This window comes from Oculatella sp. FACHB-28, assembly GCF_014696015.1.
Taxonomy (GTDB): domain Bacteria; phylum Cyanobacteriota; class Cyanobacteriia; order Elainellales; family Elainellaceae; genus JAAUTN01.
This window is the reverse complement of sequence record NZ_JACJPJ010000095.1, coordinates 91,387-108,970: the sequence shown is the minus strand read 5'-3', so window position 1 is coordinate 108,970 and position 17,584 is coordinate 91,387. Positions and strand designations below refer to the sequence as shown.

At 48.4% G+C, this 17,584-nt stretch carries 10 protein-coding genes and 1 pseudogene; 2 read left to right on the top strand and 9 right to left on the bottom strand.

Features of this window, described 5'->3' with window-relative positions:
- Positions 1–21 precede the first annotated feature (21 nt).
- The 3 genes and pseudogenes from H6F88_RS26155 to H6F88_RS26145 all read right to left on the bottom strand — a co-directional run bounded on the left by H6F88_RS26155 (position 22) and on the right by H6F88_RS26145 (position 2,872).
- On the bottom strand, positions 22–459 hold the full coding sequence (locus tag H6F88_RS26155; RefSeq protein WP_190645745.1) for a cupin domain-containing protein: 438 nt from the start codon (positions 457–459) through the stop codon (positions 22–24).
- Positions 460–610: 151 nt separating this feature from the next.
- Positions 611–2,188, bottom strand: a pseudogene (locus tag H6F88_RS26150) (GMC family oxidoreductase N-terminal domain-containing protein).
- A gap of 114 nt (positions 2,189–2,302) precedes the next feature.
- On the bottom strand, positions 2,303–2,872 hold the full coding sequence (locus H6F88_RS26145; RefSeq protein WP_190645744.1) for a DsbA family protein: 570 nt from the start codon (positions 2,870–2,872) through the stop codon (positions 2,303–2,305).
- 266 nt (positions 2,873–3,138) lie between these two features.
- On the opposite strand from H6F88_RS26145, the gene H6F88_RS26140 reads away from it, so the two are divergent.
- Complete coding sequence (locus H6F88_RS26140; protein WP_190645743.1) at positions 3,139–5,985, top strand: filamentous hemagglutinin N-terminal domain-containing protein; 2,847 nt, start codon at positions 3,139–3,141, stop codon at positions 5,983–5,985.
- Between the two features lie 47 nt (positions 5,986–6,032).
- Entirely contained in the window at positions 6,033–8,696 is a 2,664-nt protein-coding gene (locus H6F88_RS26135; protein WP_199333799.1) for a CHAT domain-containing protein, read from the top strand.
- Here H6F88_RS26135 and H6F88_RS26130 read toward each other — a convergent pair.
- The 6 genes from H6F88_RS26130 to H6F88_RS26105 form a co-directional block, all read right to left on the bottom strand.
- Positions 8,676–9,539 carry a DUF928 domain-containing protein gene (locus H6F88_RS26130; protein WP_190645742.1) on the bottom strand — a complete coding sequence of 288 codons (864 nt, stop codon included), beginning with the start codon at positions 9,537–9,539 and terminating at the stop codon, positions 8,676–8,678. The two genes, H6F88_RS26135 and H6F88_RS26130, sit on opposite strands and share 21 nt — an antisense overlap.
- 247 nt (positions 9,540–9,786) lie before the next feature.
- Positions 9,787–12,228, bottom strand: a complete 2,442-nt coding sequence (locus tag H6F88_RS26125) for a CHASE2 domain-containing protein (protein WP_190645741.1) — start codon at positions 12,226–12,228, stop codon at positions 9,787–9,789.
- Between the two features lie 49 nt (positions 12,229–12,277).
- Positions 12,278–13,264: a DUF1822 family protein gene (locus H6F88_RS26120; protein ID WP_190645740.1), complete on the bottom strand. Its 987-nt coding sequence runs from the start codon at positions 13,262–13,264 to the stop codon at positions 12,278–12,280.
- A gap of 12 nt (positions 13,265–13,276) precedes the next feature.
- Complete coding sequence (locus H6F88_RS26115) at positions 13,277–13,921, bottom strand: sigma-70 family RNA polymerase sigma factor (RefSeq protein ID WP_190645739.1); 645 nt, start codon at positions 13,919–13,921, stop codon at positions 13,277–13,279.
- Positions 13,922–14,216: 295 nt separating this feature from the next.
- Positions 14,217–15,347, bottom strand: a complete 1,131-nt coding sequence (locus tag H6F88_RS26110) for a WD40 repeat domain-containing protein (protein WP_190645738.1) — start codon at positions 15,345–15,347, stop codon at positions 14,217–14,219.
- A 20-nt stretch (positions 15,348–15,367) separates the two neighbouring features.
- Positions 15,368–17,566, bottom strand: coding sequence for a CHAT domain-containing protein (locus H6F88_RS26105; protein ID WP_190645737.1), 2,199 nt, complete (start codon positions 17,564–17,566; stop codon positions 15,368–15,370).
- Positions 17,567–17,584 lie beyond the last annotated feature (18 nt).

The following is a 17,584-nucleotide window of genomic DNA, read 5'->3' as shown; positions in this document are numbered from 1 at the left end:
AGTTTTTGCAACACAACCGTCTCATGTAGAGGGTAAATCTGCAGGCGCACCAAGCAACTCGTCTCCAATCTCAGCAGAGATACGTCCAAACAGTGCCATGTCTGGTGGTTCTGTCTCATCCACTGTCCCCACTGCCGCGATCAGCCGAGCAAAGGCACTGGGCGCAGCAACGACCAACCCACGCGCTGGTTTATCACCGACTACAGCAACCACATGCGGTACGCCTGGAGAAATCAGGTAATTTTCACCAGGACCCAGTACAATCTTGTCTTCACCAGCCCAAACCGTAAACTCTCCTTCCAGCACATAGAGCTGTTCAGAGTAGCGGGTATGACGATGAGGAGGAGGCTGTGTGCCAGGTGGGAAGTAGCCCTCAATCAGATCGTATTTACCTCCAGTCGTAGTGTGATCAGCAACGATAGTAAGATGAGTACCAAAAAACCAGAGAGGTTGTGCCATGATTCTCCTGTTCAAAATCAGGTTAAGTGAGCAAGCATAACGATCGGTAGCACCAACAGCAAAGAGGATGAAGTTTGGAGCTATACAAGACGGTTGAAGCTGCAATGCAATTTTTTGAACTATCCTAGTCTCATTCAACTGTGATCGATTGTTAGATAGACAAGCGTTCTGGACTTTGAACATTCAACCCACGGGGGCTAGTTTGCGCTGTGCGGCTCGCTTTAATGAAATCCGCTGCCTTCTCGCCGATCATGATGGTCGGTGCGTTCGTATTTCCTGAGGTGATTGTCGGCATGATGGAGGCATCGACAACTCGCAACCCCTCAACTCCATATACCCGTAGTTCAGGATCTACGACTGCCATCGGGTCAATGCCCATTTTGCAAGTGCCAACAGGATGCCACACCGTGCTGCCATTGTTGCGGATGTAAGCTTCGAGGGCTTCATCACTTTGGACTTCAGCACCCGGAGCAATTTCTACACCGCGAAACTCATCAAAGAAGCTGGTATGAAGCAATCAACGCATTAATTTAATTGCGAAAACGAGCTTTTGTGCATCGGTTTCACATTGCAGATAGTTCATCTGAAACATCGGTGCGTCTTTGGGATCAGATGATCGTAAGCCGACACTGCCAATGTTTTGAAGACGGGTCAAAGAAACTGCACCAGTGAATGCCCAATCAGGCTGGGGATATCCAGGTGGTACGAACAGATTGGGACCGAAGAAAAACTGAAGATCTGGTCTAGCCTCCGAATTCTCCTCACTATGCAAAAAGAATCCAGCTTCCGCGATACTACTGGTGCTTGCCGGATGTAAATCCTGAGTTGCCTGGTATGACACAGGAACAAGAAGATGGTCTTGGAGGTTTTGACCAACCCCTGGCAAATCAGCGACAACAGAAATTCCCAATGCTTGCAACTGTGCGGTATCCCCAATCCCGGAAAGCATCAGCAGCTTGGGCGAATCGAACGTACCCGCACTTAAAATCACCTCCCTGTTGACCCTGACCTAGTGCAGCATTCCCTCGTGCAGATATTCCACCCCAACGGCGCGAGTTCCCTCAAACAACAATCGAGTCACCAGTGCGCCAGTGGTTACAGTCAAATTGGGACGCTGAAGAATGGGCACAAGGAAAGCAGCCGCAGTACTGTGTCGCTTGCCATCCTTTATAGTGTATTGATAGGGTCCCACCCCTTCCTGTTGTGTACCGTTGAAATCAGAATTGTAGTCATAGCCGAGTGCCACCGCTGCGTCGATAAAGCGTTGGGATACGACGTTTGGGGAAATCGGATCGGTGACGCTCAACTCTCCATCAACCCCGTGAAATTTAGAAGCCCCGCGCTGCTGGTGCTCCGATTTCTTGAAATAGGGCAAGACATCCTGGTAACTCCAACCGGGATTTCCTAATGACTGCCAGTGGTCATAATCGTGATGATTGCCCCGAACGTAAAACATAAAATTAATCGAGCTGCTGCCACCCAAAACTTTGCCACGGGAAGAAAAGACTTTGCGGTTGTTCAGGTAGGGTTCGGGTTCAGTAAAATAGCCCCAGTCCACCTCAGTGCCAAGTAGGTTGACGCATTCGGCCGGGATAAAAAGCTCTGGTTTCGTATCTGGGTTACCTGCTTCGAGGAGTAACACCGTTGTGTTGCTGTCTTCGGTCAGACGGTTGGCGACTACGCAGCCTGCCGAACCAGCACCAATCACAATGTAGTCATAGTGAGTCATGACAGCCTCCTGAGTTGTCTGCAAGGGTTCATTTTTGTTATTGCGCGGCATATTCACGGTTAACCGCAATTTTTTTAGAGTTGCGTTCTATGCTAGGCGCTTGTCTTGACAACGCTAGGTGAGAATAGCTGCCATTAACTGCTCCATGTCCCAGCCGCTGGTGTATCGAGTTCCATTGATAAATAGTGCTGGAGCATCCGTTACTCCACTGAGTAATCCACTTTCGAGATCTTGACTGATGCGATCGGCGTGTACTCGTCTCGATATATCTCTCAAAAATTGAGGAATATCGAGTTCGAGATGGTTGGCATACTCTACTAGATAGCAATCTTCTAATGCTTGCTGATGATTGAACAACATGTCATGCATCTGCCAAAACTTTCCCTGTGCTCCCGCTGCTGCCGCTGCCATTGCAGCCTTTTGGGCGTGAGGATGGATCTGAGGTTGAGGAAACTGCCGGAACACAAAACATAGATAGTTCTCCTCAGCCAAGGTCGTATCAAGCTGTGTTTGAACTGCCTTGATCAAGGCGTGAAGTTCTCCACAGGTAGGGCATTGATAATCCCCATATTCGACGAGCACAACCCTGGCGCTGAGCGGTCCTTGCCGATAGTCTCGCTCAGAAGGCGGTATAGCTAACGGGTTGTGGTCGTCGGATGGTTCAATTGAGGTGTCTTGACTCATTCTAAACCTGCGAAGAAAAGAGCTTTTATCGTACAAAAAGCAATGTGAAATCTCTTTCCTCTAAACCTAGAACCGTTTGTATAATCCTAAGTTAAGGGATTAACTTAAATCTGTCGTCAACTCAAAGTTCTTATTTGCAGTAACAGAAAGATTGCTCACCGGGTTAGTCCAGGGTATTGAGGTCATATCAAACTTAAGTTCAGGTTTACGTCACCGCGACGCAGTCAGTCGAGTCATCAATTGACGTTCTTAGCGAGGCAACGGTTGTGATAACTGAGACAAAGCATTGGAACTGGACAAGGCTAGCAGGTTGGTGCATCAGTGGGGCGATCGCCAGCATCCAAACTCCTGCCCTTGCCCAGCTTAATCTCACGCCTGACACGGCTCCTGATCGTGACCTGGAAACTCGCATTGAGAGACTAACGCCAACAGTCGATCAGGTTCGTGGAGGAACTCGACAGGGTCAAAATGTTTTTCATAGCTTTGAGGAGTTCAATATTCCCGAAAATCGTTCTTTGTACTTTGAAAACTTAAGTGGAGTTAGAAACATCCTGAGTCGAGTGACTGGATCTGATCCATCTGATATTGAGGGGACCTTGGGCGTAGGAGAACCCGGCAACTTAGGTAACGCTAACTTGTACTTAATTAATCCTAATGGAATTATTTTTGGCCCAAACGCTCGGTTAGACGTCAATGGCTCATTCGTCGCTACAACGGCTAATGCGATGGAGCTGGGCAGACGAGGGCTATTTAGCGCTTCTCAGCCGGAGACCTCATCACTACTCAACGTCACACCTACTGCGTTTTTATTCAACCAAATCGCGAATCAGCCGTTGAACTCTATTACGGTAAATGGTGAGTTAACTGTGCCTACGAATCAAAGCATTCTGCTTGTAGGTGGCAATCCGTTTCCAAGCGATACTGCAAGCGGTAGAGTACTGTTCAACGATGGGCTACTGAAAGCGCCAGCAGGACGAGTAGATGTCGCCGCCGTTGCAGAGCCAGGTCGAGTTGGACTTGACATTCAAAGTGGTCTCTTGTTTCTGCGATTTCCAGATAGTTTAGCGCGATCGCCCATCACTCTCATCAATGGAAGTGAGATCGACGTGAGAGAGGCACCTGGAGGCGCTATTGCCATCTATGCAGGTGACTTCAACCTGCTCAACACCAGTTTCTTGCAGGGAGGCATTGCTCAAAATGCTGGTGTCGTCAGAGGTCGAGCTGGAGATATTGTTGTGAATGCATCGGGTCGCGTTTTTCTGAATCAGGGAAGTGCGATCGGCAACTCTATACTGCAAGGCTCTACGGGGTGGGCGGGCGATATCATTGTCACTGCAAATAACCTACATCTAGACGGCAGCGCTCCAAATGGAGGATTGACTAGAATTGTCAGCCGACTCAGACCTGGCAGCTCTGCTAATCCTGCGGCGGAAGGACGAGGCGGCGATATCCTTGTTTCTGTGAGCGATCGCGTTTTACTCACCAATGGTGCTGCTATTAGCACTACTACCGATGGCATTGGAGATGCAGGCGACATTCAAGTGAGAGGCGATCGCATTCATTTTGACGGACAGACTGAAAACTTTGTTTTTGACCCAGAAGTGCCTGAGGAACGCTTTCGCTCTGAAAGCGCTGTTTTTAGTGCTGTTCGGGGACAGGGCGATGGCGGTCAGGTTCAGCTAGAAGCGCGATCGATCCGCTTTACTAACGGCGGCGGCGTAAACACCAGTACTTTAGGTGAAGGAGATGCTGGCAGTGTTACTGTGATTGCGGACGACATTGTTTTGCAGGGGGTTGGCGCTGACTCTCAGTTTCGCTTCAGCGGCATCTATAGTCGGGCTGAGACAAATGCAGAGGGGGGCGGCGGCGGTGGTGTGATTCGCATTCAAACAGGGTCGCTGTCTATTCTAGAGGGTGCCACTATTACGGCTGCAACGCTAAGTGAGGGAGATGCTGGTAAGTTATTTGTCACTGCTGACAGATTTATCCGGGTGAGCGGAGTAAATGCAGACGGAAGTCAAAGCCAGTTAAACTTTAACACCTCAACTGCCGGGGACGCAGGGGAGCTAGAAATCAACACCCCTCGGTTGATGGTATTAGACGGAGCAAACGTTTCTGCCCTAACTTCTGGAGCAGGACGAGGCGGCATTTTAGAGGTAGATGCAAGTGAGTCGATTGTGGTAGACGGACGCGGTAGCCGTCTCTCATTTGATACCTTAGGGAGCGGTGATGCACGAGGAATCAGGCTAGAAACAGAGAATTTGCGGGTGCAAAATCAAGGCATCGTTACAGTGAGTAATGGGCAAAACGGCACAGGTAATCCGGGAAATTTAACCGTGTTTGCAAGAACTATTACACTGCAAGATCAAGGTTCTCTTAGGACTGAAACGCGCTCAGGCAGCGGTGGCAACATTGACCTCAATGTGGAGGAGTTAACGCTACTGCGAAATCGCAGCCTGATTTCTGCTTCTGCAAGTGGGTTTGCGAATGGTGGCAATGTCACGATTGAAACTCCTAATGGGTTTGTGCTTGCTGTTCTGTCTGAAGACAGTGACATTGTAGCGAGTGCTGATACTGGAAATGGTGGAGCCGCCCGCGCTAGAGCGGCTGGAGTATTTGGCTTTCGCCAGTTCCGGGAACAACGAACCCGTGAAAGTGATTTCACGGCAAGCTCAGTTCTGGGAATTGATGGAACTCTAGACATCGATACAGAGGAACGCGAATTTGAAGAGCTAGAAGGCACTCCAGTCACGGCTGAAATTGCTCAAGGCTGTACAGCGAGGGGCAGCCAAACCCAGAGTGAGTTTATTGTTACAGGGCGCGGTGGGCTACCGTCTAGTTCAGATGAGGCGATCGCCCCGGATGCCGTTCAAGTTGACCTGGTTACTCGTGCGGTTGAGGAGGTAAATTCCGCTGAGGGCGATCGCTCTAACAACTCTGAAGAGAATACAGAGCAGGATAGAAATCAAATCATGCTTCAAACCCATGCTCCAGTTGTAGAAGCTCAAGGCTGGATGCTGGATGCTAATGGTGAAGTCGTTCTCACTGCGGCTGTACCCCTCACTACATCTCAAAACCCCTGGCATCCTGTTGGTTGTCATGCCTCTCAGTGAGAATTCCGCTAAGTGTAAGAATTCCGCTAAGTAGAGGAGGGAAAAAGGTGAGAAACAGTCAAGCCTCAAAAAACCGCTTACTGCGACGCTTGCCGAGGTACATGCAGGTGAGAGTGCGGTGTTTAGCAACATCGCTGTTTCTGGTAGTTCTGTTTTTAGGAGCAGCGATTCTACCAACTTTCGCCCATGTCGTCACTGAGAATTTAGTGGTTCAAAGTTTGCCTGATGCAGAAATGCTAGACCAGCAGGGGCGGCAATTCTATCAGACAGAACAGTTTGCCGAATCAGTTTCAGTTTGGCAACGGGCAGCGATCGCCTTCCAATCTACGGGAGATGTGTTGGATCAGGCAATGGTGTTGAGTAACCTTTCTCTCGCTTATCAGCAGCTTGGACAGTGGGATGAAGCGGAGGAAGCAATTCGGCAGGCGATCGTTCTCACTTTTAATTCCTATCAAGGGGAGCGATCGCCCATTCTGGCTCAGGCTCTAGATGTGCAGGGTCGTTTGTATTTATCACGCGGACAGGCTGAATCTGCAGTTGAAACCTGGCAGCAGGCGGCTGATATTTACACTCAGTTAGGTGACGAAACTCTACTCACTCGCAACCAGATCAACCAGGCTCAAGCGCTGCAAAGTTTAGGGTTTTATCGTCAGGCACAGGATCAGTTGCGTGAAGTCGAGCAAACGCTGCAAAGTCAGCCCGATTCTGCGCTGAAAGTGACTGGGCTACGGAGTTTAGGTAATGTTTTGCGAGTCATGGGCGATCCGGAAGAAGCGCAACAGGTGTTGCAGCAAAGTTTTGCGATCGCAGAATCAATTTCAGACTCTCAAGCCGTGAGTGACACATTACTTAGCCTCGGTGATGTTGCTCGGACGCAACAAGACTATCCGGCTGCTTTAACGTTTTACCAGCAGGCTGCTGAGACGGCACCTGCACCCCTACCGCGAATCTCGGCTCAACTGCGTCAGTTTAGCCTCTTGCGAGAAAATGAACAGCTAGAAGATGAACAGCTGGCAGGTGAAGGGGGCAACACGGCTGAGGACTTGTTTCCTCAAATTCTACAGCAGCTCGCAGATCTGCCGCCCAGTCGTAGAGCGGTTTATGCTCGGATTGATGTGGCTGAGAGCATGATGAGAGGTAGAGATTGGGAAGTAGGGATTGGGGAGGGGTTTGATCAGGTGGTTGAACTGCTGAATACAGCGGTGCAGCAGGCTAGGGAGTTAGAGGATTCAAGGGCGGAGGCGTATGCGCTAGGCGTGTTGGGGCAGGTCAATGAACGTCATCAACGGTGGGGTGAAGCGGAGAATTTGACCCAGGAAGCATTGTTCATTGCTCAACAGATTAATGTCCCTGACCTTGCTTATCGGTGGCAGTGGCAGTTGGGACGGTTGCTAAAGCAGCGGGGGGAAGAGGAGAGGGCGATCGCCGCTTATCAAACTGCGGTTGAGAATCTTAACCTGGTTCGCAATGATTTACTCTCTGTCGATTCAGAGGTGCAGTTCTCCTTTCGAGATGATGTGGAACCTGTCTACCGAGAACTGGTGGAACTGTTGATCACAAGTGGCAACGATGAGGTGAGGCAAGATTATCTTGAACAAGCGATTCGACAGGTGAATGCCCTTCAGGTGAGTGAATTGGAGAACTTTCTGCGCTGTAATTTGGCGATCGCCACAGACATTCCTCAGGTTGATCCAACGGCAGCAATTTTTTACCCAATCATTTTGCCCAATCAGCTAGCAGTAATCTTGAGGTTGCCAGAAACGGGGCAGCTACAGATTCACATCAATGCGATCGCCCAAACTGAGGTTGAGCAAACCTTAGACCAATTACGACAAGAACTGGGACGACAGTATGTGTCTCCAGAAGGAGAGGCTTTATCGCAACAGGTTTATGACTGGCTGATCCGTCCGTTTGGTTCAGCACTCGCAGCAAGCAATGTAGAAACACTGGTGTTTGTTTTAGATGCTGCATTACGTAATGTGCCAATGGCAGCACTGCATGATGGGCAGCAGTATTTGGTTGAACAGTATGCGATCGCCCTCACTCCTAGCTTGCAATTATTTGCTCCTGAACCACTCACCAAAATTCGGCTCAATGCTTTGACTTTTGGGCTTTCTGAGGTTAGAAGTAACTTTCCGCCTCACCAAAACTTTACTCCTCTTCAAAACGTAGAGACAGAACTGCAAGTCATTCAGGCTCAGATTCCGAGTGAAGTCTTTCTAAATCAGGAGTTTACTCAAGCAGCGCTGGAAGAACAGGTTAGCACTGAGCCGTTTTCTGTGGTTCACCTCGCAACACACGGGCAGTTTAGTTCTGACCCACAGCAAACTTTTGTCTTAGCCTGGGATGGTCAAATTGATGTCAACACACTCAGCAGCATCTTGCAGCGTCGGGACCAAAGCAGCACAGAGGCGATCGAATTACTCATCTTAAGTGCCTGTCAAACTGCCGATGGTGATAATCGTGCCACATTAGGATTAGCTGGAATCGCTGTGCAATCGGGCGCACGCAGTACACTCGCCACATTGTGGAACATTGATGATCGAGCTACGGCTGAGCTAATCAGTCGCTTTTACCAGGAGTTATCCAGTTCAGGTACGCCCATCACCCGAGCCGAAGCACTCCGCCGCGCCCAAGTTGCGCTGATTCAATCTGGCTATCCAGAACCCCTCTTTTGGTCGCCTTACGTCTTAGTCGGAAACTGGCTGTGAGGTGCAGCAGTCTAGCAAAGGAAAATGGGCGATCGCCCCCAGCCCAACGGAGTCGAGCAAACTCGTCCAATCAGTCGGTGTTGCAGAATTTAAGCCAGTCTGCGTTGCAGAACTTGAGTGAGTGGGACGCAATGCTGTTGCCTCAGTCAGCGCATCATGCCAGACTCCATGCTCGGCGTAAGCTCTAATTCGCTCTTGAGGAGATGTTGCTGCTGCAAGCTGACGGTTTAGCGCTGAATCGGGCTGAATCCGTTCAACAAATCCTTCTACGGCGGGACCTTGTCCCCGTTCCCCAGTCAACTCAACTTGAAAAACCCAGCGATGAACCTGATTCACCTCCAGAGAGTGAGTTAATTGAACGCCAATAATTCCAGATTCACCATTGAGGGAAACCTGCTCCGTATAAATGGGGCGATGGTTTTGATCTAGCAGCACAAATTTTGCGGAGACAGCAGAATTGCTCAATTCAGGCGGCAAATAAAACCAGAAAGTAGGGGTGTCATCGACGGTCAGCGCTAATAGTGAGTTTGGCTCAGAACAGCTCTGCGTTTGAGTGATGAGAGGTTCGCTACCGGGTACTAACGCAATCAATCGACTTAAACAAGAGCCAGGAGAGCGAGAACCCGTTGAGGTTTGACGGGCAGGTCTGCCTGTGTTCTCAAAGCCATCCATTTGATTTGAGAAGTTAAAAATCAATGGTTCAGACAATGATTCAGAATTTACAGGGCTGGAGGAATCACCTGGCTGCGCCCAAACCAACACGGGCTGTAGCGGTACTCCTGTTAGCGCGACAGCTAATGCAGAAATCCAGAATGTACGGTGAAGTAATAGGATCTTACTCATGATTTTAGGGGAATTACTCAATTTTAAGTTCGTAATATAAGTGAGTTGTTTAATCTTATTAGCCTCGTTCTAATACCAAATCCGTCTGTAGAGTAGCGGTATCGGTAGGGGCGAAGCATTCGGTCACAATCCCTGTCCCTGAAGCACAATTCTTTTGCTGAATGCTTCGCCCCTACACCAAATAGTGCTTCTTTACGAGATGGATTCCGTACAAGGCTTTACTTAGGAACGAGGTCTAAAGATTTTGTTATCTTAATCGTCTTATTTGAGTCGCTACACCTCCGCTTGAAATGATTAGCGCAAGAGCAGCAGGAACTAGGGGCAACCAGCCACCCCACAGCAGAAACATAAAACACACTCCATGTAAGATGACAAGACTCAAACAAACTGAGAGTCCTAATTTAAAGGTAGCCATGTTTGTTGTTCTTGAGAGTGAATATTTTTGGAAGGGCGATCGCCATCTCCACACCAGCACTCCTCCAAACCCAGCCCAGCAGCCGATCCAGACGAATTCAAGCCATTGCGGCAGCCACCACAAGAGCGATCGCTGATCGAGAACAGCACTAATGATCTGACTAATCATGTGCGCCTGAATCACAACCCCCGGCATTTCGGCTTGAACAAACTTTCCTCGATAGGGCGTTAGATGTGAATCAACATTGCTTATTGTGACTCCAATTAAAATAATGCGATCTTTAACCAGTTCTGCAAGCTGTGAGTCGCCAAGTGAACCATCCAAGATTTGTCGAAGCGGAATCTGGGTGAAAGCAGCCGAGCGGTAATTGAGCAGCGTCTGATATCCGTTTGCCTCAGCAGTCGAGAGTTGATATCCGCCTGTATTGAATTCTAGTTTTGGAAAGGAAAACCCTCCAACCTGTAGCACGCCAGCTTCTGTAAACTGTAGCGGCAGCACCTTTAACTGTTCTAAATAGGCTGTTGCCGCTTGCAAACTAAGGGACTGGTTGGTCGGACAGTATGAGTCCGATGCCATTCCCAATAGATGGCGACGAATTACGTTATCGGGGTCAAGCACTGAATTGGTGAACCCTAAACGCTCGGCTGGCATATCCGGTGGCGGCAGAATTTGCTCATCATCTGCTTGACCCATTCGACAAACACTAATGATGTTTTCGCGTTGCTCTAAATAGGCTGCCAAACTCGGTTCAAACTCAAACTCATGATAAATGTCTGAAGCAATGATGCGGGGCTGATGCGGCTCTAGTTTTTGCAGCAGTTGAGCAAATGCCTGGTCAGAAAGGGATCCTTTTCGCTGCATACCTCTCTGCTCCTGATATTGCACATCTGCATCATCAATGGTGATAACAAGCAGGCGGTTATCGGGCGACTCAGCGGGACGTAGCTGCATGAGTTGATCAAATGCCCGCAACTCAAAGGGTTGAAGTACTCCAATCGATCGCACACCCACTACCAGACTGGTCGCCAATACGCTAACCAGGCAAACCATCCTGATTCTTGAAAAGATTCTCTGTCGGCGCTGTTTTTTGGGCTGGGAAGGGGTTGCAGTTGTGGGGAGAATTTGAGGCGGTTGAGGTTGAGGCTGTAAGTGAGATGATCCAGCTTCGTCTACCTGCCCTCGTAAGCTCTGCCAACTCGGAGGAGACTCAGCCGGGTTCTGGCAAATCATGGGTAGCCACGTCGCGCAAGGATAGTTGTCTTCTAGCCCTTGCAGCCGCTCTCGTGCCTCTCGCACTGAGACATAAAGTGGTTGTCCTCCGGCAAAGGCAGCTAGAAAATGCCGCAAGAAAGTTTGAGCGACTTCATCAGGTACAGGTTCCCGCATGACAATCACCTGGGGAATGTGCAAATCCGCTAGGGATTGGGCTAATCCTAAACCATCACAAGAGTTGAAAATAGCAAGTTTCAAACCCTGGGCGATCGCCCGTTTGAGCGCGTATCTCAACTGTTCAAGGGTGAGGCGATCGGTTTGATTAAGTTGCAGCAGTCCTTTCTCACTACCGAAATCATCACTAGAGCTGTGACCTGCGTAAAAGAGAATATCCCAGCCTTGCCAGAGGTATTCATTTAACTCTTCCAGCGTTGGCTCTACTAAAAACTCAATTTCGGCATCGCTTGCAAGTTGCTCTAAGGCAACCCGATCCTTCTCAACATCAATTGCCTGACTGTTACCCAGAATGGCTAGGATTTTAACTTGAGAAGAATTCCGATTTATCGGTAGTCGATTTGGACGCTGATAGCTTGATGTACTCAGGGCCATTTCTGCTTTAGGATAATCCTCAAAAAGCTGCCAGAGATGCCAGGGCAAATGTCGCAATAGGGGATCGTTAGTTTCAATGATGAATCGCACCTGATCAGACGGCGCTAGCTGCGTTCGGAGCGACTGATCAATGCTGTGAAACGGCTCTGAATTTAACCAGTGATTCAATTGATCGAATAGCTGCTGACATAAGTCACTGAGTTCAATTTCAGACACGTTGGTAACATCTGCTGTCTCAATTTCTAGACGCAGCTCAAAGTCCAACCGTTGATAGAGCGCCAAATAAAGCAATCGCCACCGTCTGTAGAGTTCTGCCAACTGAGGAGCTGCGGCTAAACGCCCTATAAACTTCATTGGGTAGATGTCACTTTCGTCCCACAACTGAGCCGTAACGGACGCAAAGCCCTTACTTAAATTTCCTTCTCCGAGACTCAGGACAATTAACTTAACCATCACAACCTAAACAGTTCGCGATCGGACTTTAACCCTCAAACTTTAATCATCAAATTGTGAACATCTCCGTCAAACAAGTTTCATGGAATGCAACCTGAATGTCAAAACACTCTCCAGGCATTCCTCGAAACCTTTTGAGTTGAATGTAATTATCGTGGCTGCGCGATCGCACCTCTTGCAGCATTTCCCCGGATGGTGAGAGCAAACTCATTCTCAGGTCTGCGGGCAGATAAGTTTCTCCTCCCATTGGATGCATCTGGACTAAAATCTCCATTTGCAGCTTTGCTTCAGATGCGTTGATCTGTCCTGCGCTCGGCATGATTGCGACCATTAGCGCAACCGATCGCTCCTTCAGGCTCAACCCCAGGTCAATCAGCTTAGCTCGCTTCACCGTTGCCTCACTCAGGCGATCATTTCTAAGACTGACGGCAAAATGAGGTTGCCCAGGGAGTAAGAGTGAGTCAAGCGATCGCCAACTTGTTTCAAATAGGTTTTCAAGCCACTGGCTTAGATTCACCCGTTCATTCACCTGAGAGTTTGCCGATGGATTTGAGAAGACAGCAGGTGCAGATTGGCTCAAATGCTCTAGAAGTGAGTCGAGCGATCGCAACTGGCTCACGGGCACCTCTTCTACATTAGAAATCTCTGTAAAGCCTAACAGCGTTGCTGTTTGCAGCGATGGATCAAGCTGAACTGCGACGCAGCCAATTCGATCTGACCAAACTTCTGGTGGAATGTAAACCACCTGCACATCGGGCAGTACTGGACGACACTCTAGTTTGCCGCGATCGCAAACCTCCAAATCAGCGACATCCATTGCCGCCTGTATAACTGGATCACGGCTCTGGCTCGCTTCCCAATTGGTCTTAACGCCCATACAGCGTAAGTAGAAATTAACCGCAGATACTGCCAAAGTATTCAGATAAACTTGTTTGGCTTTAGCCGAATCGCGGTGCTGCCTGCGAAACTGTTCAGCCAAACTATGGTCTGACGGGCGGAGAGGTACAGTAAAAGTTGAGAGTTCTGATATCACCATAATATGCCTAGCTTAAATCGCATCATGAGTACAATATTCTTTCAACCGGGTAGAGAACTTGGTTAAGCATCGGTAGTAAAAGCTGCTCACCGTTGGAATCTTCAAATCAAACTCGGCTGAAATTTCCTTCCAAGACTTTCCCAAAATTCGCCGCTGCAACAAGACCTGAAAAGTGGCTGCCGGATGATCTTTAATGTATTCTGCCTTCAAGATATCTTCTGGGTCTTGATCAACACAGGCTTTGAGCTTCTCCGTTAGCGTCTCCTGTGGCTCAGGCGCAGTAAGGTTATCCAGATCAGACAGCGTTACTCGCTGCACGTCTTGGCGACCTAAAACCTTTGGAATCGCTTCTCTAAAAAAACGCCGGTCTAGCAGCATGTTCACCCACGCCATCACAGTTCCTCGCTCTGGGTTATATCGCTCAACGTGTTGACAAATAAACAGCATGAGTTCCTGAAGCGCCTCATCGTAAATGTCCTGATAAAAACCAGAAAATTTACCTTGCTGGGGACGGCAAAGCCGACCCGATCGGAGAATTGCCTGCACAAGCGATCGCAACGCCGACTGCCGCTCCGGAGACAGTGGGGGATGCTGTTGGGCTGAGAGCGCGAGTTGCCCGAGCTGCTGATTAAATTCATCTAACTCCGTTTGATTCATGGGGAACCCTACAGTTGCAAGAACTGTTGCAAGAACTGTTGCAAGAACCGATGTAAACCTCTACTTATCTCTCGGCATAATAACTCCCAGTTTTATGCAAATTTTGCCGGGTTGTTGAAGAGATTTTGGTACTGCTTCCTCCTACCGCTCATCCTACCTGAGATGAACAAATGTTCTTAATCTTTTCATCCTGTAAATTGCGACTTAAGACAGATCTTGGATCAAGGCGCTTTTAAGTTTTTGGGGCTTGTCGCGATCGCTTCTTAGCTCCAAAATTCTCCAAAGTTGGGTTGAGTCATCGCTGCAAGATGTGAATGGTCTCATCCTTACTACCACTCACTAAAGTTCTTCCATCCGGGCTAAATGCGATCGAGCTTACGTCTCCTGAATGTTCAGAGAAAGTATTGATCAGCTTTCCAGTTTGCAGATTCCAAAGCTTAATGTCTCTACTACTGCTGGCAAGCATCTGCCCATCGGGGCTAAAGGCGAGCGCCAACACTAGATTTGTATGTCCAGAGAAAGTGCGAATTAGCTCTCCTGTTTTGATATTCCACAGCTTAATATCACCTCCACCACTAGCAAGCGTTTGCCCATCGGGGCTGATCGTCAGTGCTCTTACCTGCCGCAGATTGCCAGTGAGAGTATGAAGCAGCTCTCCAGTATTGAGGTTCCACAGTTTAATAGTTGTATCGTGACTGCTACTGGCGATCGTTTGTCCATCAGGGCTTATGGCAACGGAATAAACCCCCTTTTCATGTCCAGAAAGTGTGTGAATAAGCTGTCCCGTAGTCAGATTCCAAACTTTCACAGTATTATCCCAACTGCCACTCACGAGCGTTTGCCCATCAGTACTGATAGCAAGGGTTCTCACAGCTTCTGTGTGCCCAGTCAACTTATTTAACTGTTTTCCATCTAGACTCCAAAGTTTAATGGTTTGATCGCTACTACCGCTAGCGATCGTTTGTCCATCAGGACTTATTGCAACTGCCAAAACTCGACCTGAGTGACCCGAAATAGTTTGATTCAACTCGCCAGAAGCTAAGTTCCAGAGTTGAATTAATCCGTTTTCGCTGCCGTTTACTAGAGTTTGCTGATCTGGACTGATGGCAACAGACCATAGCCAGCCAGCCCGTCCTAAAAGCGTTCGAATTTGAACATTTTGCCAGTTTGCACCCGCCTCACACTGCTGCAAGAGGCTTTCAAGTTCTGCATCAAAATTTGCGCGGTTTGCATGATCAAAAGCAGTTTGTGCAGTAGAAATACATTCCTCATAGTTTCTCTGTGCTGCTAATTGCTTAAGCTCTTGTCGTAATTGCAGGGCTTGCGATCGCCTCAATCCATACAACAATCCAAACAACACTAGACTTACACTAAAGCCCATTGCGATCAGCCACAAAGGTTTTATATCTAGAGATTTACGTTGCATTACTTAAACCTCAAGTAGGGCTAAAAACGATTATGGCGAGTCAGGAACGCAGACCAATTTTGGGACTGTAGTCCATCAAACCGAAAAATGTTTCTGTCTCTACTACCACTGAGTAGAGCTTGACCATCAGGGCTAATCGCGAGGGAGAGAATCCAATCTGAATGAGGAGAGAGCGTGGTTAGAGATTCTCCAGTGCCTAAGTTCCAAAGCATGATGGTTTGATCAACGCTACCACTGGCAATAGTTTGGTTGTTGGGGCTGAGAGCAAGAGCTGTTATCCGGTTTTCATGCCCAGACAAAGTTCGACCCAGTTCTCCTGTATGCAGATTCCAAATTTTGATTGTCCTGTCCCAACTGCCGCTCACGAGCGTTTGATTGTCAGAACCAATCACAACCGTCCTGACTGCATCGGAGTGACCGATAAGCGGTGGACGAAGCAGTTCACCCGTCTGTAAGTTCCAGATTTTGACAGTTTTGTCACTGCTGGCACTGGCAAAACTGTTGCCATCCGGACTCATCGAGATCGACCACACTGGGCCGCTATGTCCTGCTAGAGTTTGATTAAGTTCACCTGTATTTAGATTCCACAGTTTAATCGTGCCGTCATAGCTACCTGTTGCTAGAGTTTGTCCATCTGAGCTAATAGCCACAGCCCAAACAGGTGCTAGGTGTCCTCTCAAAGTTTGCTTGAGTTTACCGGTTTTGATATTCCAAATATGAACGGTGTTGTCACTCTGTCCACTCACTAAGGTTTGTCCATCTGGACTAATTGCAACTGAGCGAACTGCACCTGAATCCCCTGCCAGAGTCCGAATCAATTCACCTGTTTTTAAGTGCCATAGTTTGATGGTTGAGTCTTCACTTCCACTGGCAAACGTTTGTCCACCTGGACTGATTGCAACTGACCAAACAGCTTCTTTGTGTCCAGGGAAGGTGTGTGCTATTGACAGCTCGGGCAGTTTGGGCGATCGCGCTGCTTGTTGCTCTATAGAGGAGACCGTTGGAAACAAGGAACTGAATCCATTTATTCCACTCATTAGCGCTAACACAATCGCCACTCCTGAACCAACCAATAGCCAGGGAGCTTGACGCTGGAAGTGAGTTAATTTATCTTGAGCAACCTTGTGGTTTTGATGACTCAGGTTTTTCCATCTCAAAGGTTGCTCGGCTGGATTTTGGTAAATCACAGGCAACCAGGTTGCGCAGGGAAAGTGATCTTCTAAACCCTGTAGCTGTTCTCGCGCTTGGCGCACTGCTAGGTAAAGCGGTTCACCCTGCACAAAAGCTTTCAGAAAGTGCTTGAGAAATTCCTGAGCAACCAGATCTGGGACAGGCTCTCGCATTGCAATCATTTGAGGAATGTGCAAGTCTGCTAATTGCTGCACCAAACCCAAGCCATCACAGGAGTTAAAAACTGCCAGCTTCAATCCTTGAGCGATCGCTTGCTTGAGGGCATACTTTAACTGGTCAAGCGTCAGACTATCAGTCGGATTGATCTGAATTAGTCCTTTTTCCTGACTAGAACTATGTCCTGCAAAAAATAATACATCCCACCCCTGCCACAATCGCTCATTTAATTGTTTTCGCTGCGGCTCTACTAAAAACTCAATTTCTGCTTGGTCTGACAACTGTTCTAGAAATGCTCGATCCTGGTTTAGATTGATGCCCTGGCTGTTGCCCAAGATTGCTAGGATCCTAACTTTATCCTGGTTATTTCTAAGGGATGAACTCTGCGATCGCTGATATTCTGAAGCGCTGAGAGCAATCTCTGCCTTAGGGTAGTGTTCAAAAAAACTCCAAACATGCCATGGAAGTCTTCGTAGTAGAGGGTCATTGGTTTCGATCAACACTCGAATTTCGTCTGAGGCATTCAAGTTCGTCCGTAGTTGCTGATCGATGTTACGAAATGGCTCCGAGTTTAGCCAAACATTGATTTGGTCAACCAACTGCTCACACAGTTCACTAAACTCAACCGCAGATACATTGGTGATATCAGATGCTTCAACTTCGATGCGAGCAGACAAGTCTAAGCGATGGCAGAGCGCATGATACAGCAACTGCCAGGAGCGATAAGTTACTGAAATTTGCGGTGCGGCAGGTAGGCGACCAATAAACTTTACTGGAGGGAGTTCGGGGCACTCCCAAAGGTGAGCCGTCACAACCGGAAAGCCGCTGTGTAGATCGCCTGTTCCTAAACTTAAAACTACTAGCTGACTCATTACGATCTTGACTGCTTT

Bases quoted from the DNA above. Each gene is read 5' to 3' on its own strand.
- H6F88_RS26155 (WP_190645745.1), bottom strand. From the start codon at position 459: ATGGCACAACCTCTCTGGTTTTTTGGTACTCATCTTACTATCGTTGCT.
- H6F88_RS26145 (WP_190645744.1), bottom strand. From the start codon at position 2,872: ATGAGTCAAGACACCTCAATTGAACCATCCGACGACCACAACCCGTTA.
- H6F88_RS26130 (WP_190645742.1), bottom strand. From the start codon at position 9,539: ATGAGTAAGATCCTATTACTTCACCGTACATTCTGGATTTCTGCATTA.
- H6F88_RS26125 (WP_190645741.1), bottom strand. From the start codon at position 12,228: ATGGTTAAGTTAATTGTCCTGAGTCTCGGAGAAGGAAATTTAAGTAAG.
- H6F88_RS26120 (WP_190645740.1), bottom strand. From the start codon at position 13,264: ATGGTGATATCAGAACTCTCAACTTTTACTGTACCTCTCCGCCCGTCA.
- H6F88_RS26115 (WP_190645739.1), bottom strand. From the start codon at position 13,921: ATGAATCAAACGGAGTTAGATGAATTTAATCAGCAGCTCGGGCAACTC.
- H6F88_RS26110 (WP_190645738.1), bottom strand. From the start codon at position 15,347: ATGCAACGTAAATCTCTAGATATAAAACCTTTGTGGCTGATCGCAATG.
- H6F88_RS26105 (WP_190645737.1), bottom strand. From the start codon at position 17,566: ATGAGTCAGCTAGTAGTTTTAAGTTTAGGAACAGGCGATCTACACAGC.